The sequence below is a fragment of the Synechococcus sp. R55.2 genome, assembly GCF_047462075.1.
Classification (GTDB): Bacteria; Cyanobacteriota; Cyanobacteriia; order Thermostichales; family Thermostichaceae; genus Thermostichus.
This window is the reverse complement of record NZ_JANSIH010000352.1, coordinates 1-3468: the sequence shown is the minus strand read 5'-3', so window position 1 is coordinate 3468 and position 3468 is coordinate 1. Positions and strand designations below refer to the sequence as shown.

The 3468-nt window shown below is 61.5% G+C and carries 3 protein-coding genes and 1 pseudogene; 2 read left to right on the top strand and 2 right to left on the bottom strand.

Features of this window, described 5'->3' with window-relative positions; translation table 11 throughout:
- Together NW838_RS11305 and NW838_RS11300 are read right to left on the bottom strand one after the other, a co-directional pair.
- A partial coding sequence (locus NW838_RS11305; protein WP_414428064.1) for a glycoside hydrolase family 3 N-terminal domain-containing protein occupies positions 1-725 on the bottom strand: 725 nt, incomplete at its 3' end.
- A 118-nt stretch (positions 726-843) separates the two neighbouring features.
- Positions 844-2259: a RecQ family ATP-dependent DNA helicase gene (locus tag NW838_RS11300; protein WP_414428063.1), complete on the bottom strand. Its 1416-nt coding sequence runs from the start codon at positions 2257-2259 to the stop codon at positions 844-846.
- A gap of 195 nt (positions 2260-2454) precedes the next feature.
- On the opposite strand from NW838_RS11300, the gene hisB reads away from it, so the two are divergent.
- A complete protein-coding gene (gene hisB / locus NW838_RS11295) occupies positions 2455-3075 on the top strand; it encodes an imidazoleglycerol-phosphate dehydratase HisB (protein ID WP_414357444.1) in 621 nt (206 codons plus the stop codon).
- A 78-nt stretch (positions 3076-3153) separates the two neighbouring features.
- Positions 3154-3276, top strand: a pseudogene (locus tag NW838_RS11290) (alpha/beta hydrolase); the annotation flags it as partial.
- Between the last annotated feature and the right edge of the window lie 192 nt (positions 3277-3468).

The window sequence follows — 3468 nt, the reverse complement described above, 5'->3', positions numbered from 1 at the left end:
AAGATCGCCCCCACCTGCTCCACCAAACCTCGACAGGGCAGCCAAGGCCCCTCTTGAAGCTGCGCTGGGGTTAGGCTCAGACGGGGACACCAAGGGATATCTGCTGCCTTCGGCCTACGGCCCGCCAAGGCGGCTGGAACCCGCTCCGCTCCGGCCTGAACCGACTTGAATCCCCCTTTGCCCGGAAAGGAGCTGGCCGTGGTCAGGATCCCTTCTGGAACCGCTTGCTCACATCCGCGCACGAAAGCTCGCGCCAGTTGCAAAGCAGATAGGGGATCCTCCGCCAAAGCCAGCTCCCCCAGTGGCTCTGCCACCGGGTTGAGCAGCCAATTGATGCCGATGGCTGCCGCCTCCCGCGCCGTAATCCGACCCCACTGTTCCGCCCAGCGTTCTGCCTCTGATCCCAGACGGCTCAACCCCAGGGGATGGGGAAAAGAGGTAGCCCCCTGTAGGGCCAGCCCACGACCGGCCTCTGCCGCCACCAAAAGGGGCAGAGCAGCCCATGCCTGCACCTCTTCCACCCGCAACAGGGCTTCTGCTACGTGTCCTTCGGTGATCCAGATGCCCCCGATCCCCACTTCCTGGATCAGTCGCTTGAGGGTGTCTCGACAGCAGGCTGGGGATCCCAGACGGGCCGAGACCGGCACCACCAACAGTTGGGCTACCTGCCGAGCTAGGGATAAGGGTCGATCCAGTTCCTCAAGCGGAGATCCGGAAACACTCATGGGCACAGCCGGAAGGTCGTCAGCAACGGGAAAGCTGCGAGATTCTGATCCCTTTGCAGAAAACGCAGATCATGATAACCACTCCTGCCGGTTGTGGCTCGCACTTGGCTGCTGAGGGCTAACGAGAAAGCCGACAACGGTCACAGGTGCCACAAGGCAGGCCGGGCTGCTCCCCAGGGTAGCCAAAATAGGGCAAGATCGCCTGCCACCGACAGCCGCGGGCGTGGATGAGGGCTTCCATCCCTTGCCAGGGATCCTCTCGTCTTAAAGGCTGCCAACGGCGGTGTAACACCTGAAAGCGAAAGGGATCCGGCCACCGCAAACAGCCCATCTCCTGCAGCAGACCCAAGGCCACCCGTGCCTCTCCGGGGGGCAGATCGGCGTAGGATCCCTGCTGGGGTAGGGTTTGGAGCAGGTGGCGTGCTCGGGCCTGAAGGCGCTCCTGCTGGGAATAGAAATAGGCTTGGCGCCGGCGATCGCTGGGATCCAGCATGCCCGTCGGCTCCGAGACCAGCATCAGGGCCCGACAAGGGCCACCATCCCGACCGCCTCGTCCCACCTCTTGCAAATAATCCATCAAGGTGGGCGGGGGATGAAAGTGCAGTACCCAACGCACGTCCGGCTTGTTGATGCCCATGCCAAAGGCGTTGGTGCAGACCAGAAAGCGCAGTTCCCCCTGCAGCCAGGCCCGTTCCAGCCGACGGCGGGATCCCGCTTCCAGTCCCCCATGGTAGGTGGCGGTTTTTAGGTTCTGTCGGCCCAGCCACTCGGCCAGCTCTTCCCCATCCCGCCGGGTGCGCACATACACCAGACCCGAGCCGGGATTTTCCCCCAGGAATCGCAGCAGACGGCGACGACGATGCGCCGGGCTCCAGGCTATCGCGACATTGAGGGAGATATTGGCCCGCAGGGGATCGGCGCGAATGCACTCCGGATCCCGCAGCTCTAGGATTTGGCTGAGGCGGCTGCAGGTTTGGGGGTCAGCCGTGGCGGTAAAAGCGGCAATGGGAAAGGAGGACTTCACCGGGGCCAGAGCCGGGCGCAGCAATCCCAGACGGCGGTAGTCGGGCCGGAAGGATCCCCCCCAATGCACCAACGTATGGGCCTCATCCACGATCAGGCCGTTGATGTGCACCTGAGGCTGTTGCAGCCGTTGCCAAACGGGGGGGCTGAATAGAGTCTCCGGCCCCAAATAGAGCAGGCGCAGTCGGTTTTCCTCAAGGGCCTTCAACACCCGCTTGCGCAGGGCCGGATCCAGTTCGCTGTGGAGACAGGCCGCCGGCAGCTTGCGTTTCCAAAGATCCTGAACTTGGTCTTCCATGAGGGCGATTAGGGGTGAAACCACCAGCATCACCCCCCTTTGCAGCAGAGCTGCTAGCTGAAAGCACAGGGATTTGCCAAACCCCGTCGGCAACACCACCAGCGCGTCGCGCTTGTCCAGCAGAGCCTGGATCACCTGATCCTGCGGTGGGCGCAGCGTCTCGTAACCCCAGTGTTGCTTGAGGGCCTGTTGGATTTGCTGCCAATCCTGCAAACGGCAACCCCTTCTTCAACACTCTCTTCCAGCACTCTACGGCAATTCCAAGGGAAAAAAGAGCAGGGCGGAGAAAGGAAAGAGCCTCTCTTCTCGCTCCTCACTGCTTAGGCCGTGTGGTGCCGATGCTCGCAGGCTTGTGCAATTCTAGAGCTGGAGCCTACCTGCTGCTCCACAGCGTTCTCGGCCACTTCCATGACTGCCATCGACTCCTCGCGCCTGCTCCACCCCAGAACTGCCCTTGTTCACCGTCGCACCGGGGAAACGGATGTTCAAATTCGTCTGAACCTGGATGGCAGCGGCCACTACGAGATCGACACCGGGATCCCCTTTTTGGATCACATGCTGGCCCAGCTCAGCACCCACGGGCTGATCGACCTGCAGATCAAGGCCATAGGGGATCTGCACATCGACGATCACCACACCAACGAAGATGTGGGCATCACGCTGGGACAGGCTCTGGCGCAGGCTTTGCAGGATCGGCGGGGCATTCATCGCTTCGGCCATTTTTGGGCGCCTTTGGATGAAGCTTTGGTGCAGGTGGTGCTGGATTTTTCGGGTCGCCCTCACCTCAGCTATGGCCTGGAGCTGCCCACAGAGCGCATTGGCCGCTACGAAACCCAGTTGGTGCGGGAGTTTTATCAGGCGGTGGTCAACCACGCCCAGCTTACCTTGCACATTCGCCAAGCTGCCGGTCTCAACGCCCACCACATTGTCGAGGCCAGTTTTAAGGCGTTTGCCCGTGCCCTGCGCATGGCCGTAGAACGGGATCCCCGCCGACAAGAAGGGATCCCTAGTTCGAAGGGAGTACTCTAGGCATGAACTGGCCACGGAGACTGTTGGCCTTGGCTCTGGGATTGGGGACAGTTTTCTTCGGTCTGGGCCAGATGGGGGGTGCAGAGCGCTTGGGGGTGTTTCTGCCGCCTTTGTTTGATTGAGTTCTCCTTGCCCGTGGAGGATCTGGCCCGGTTTGCCCACAATGGCACGGTGAGCCGGCAGTTGGATTTTTATCTGCGGCGGCTTACGCCAGAGCAGCAGGCAGCTTTGGCAGATTTGCTCACACGCGATTTTGATCCCAGCACCTCTGCGCACTACTTTGATTCGAGACGTAAACTACCCGACCCTGACTGCTTCGCAGTACAGGGCGGGCTTTCGGCAGCCCTGCAGTTGGCAAGCCAACCACGGACCTCTAGGCTGGTTTACGGCAGC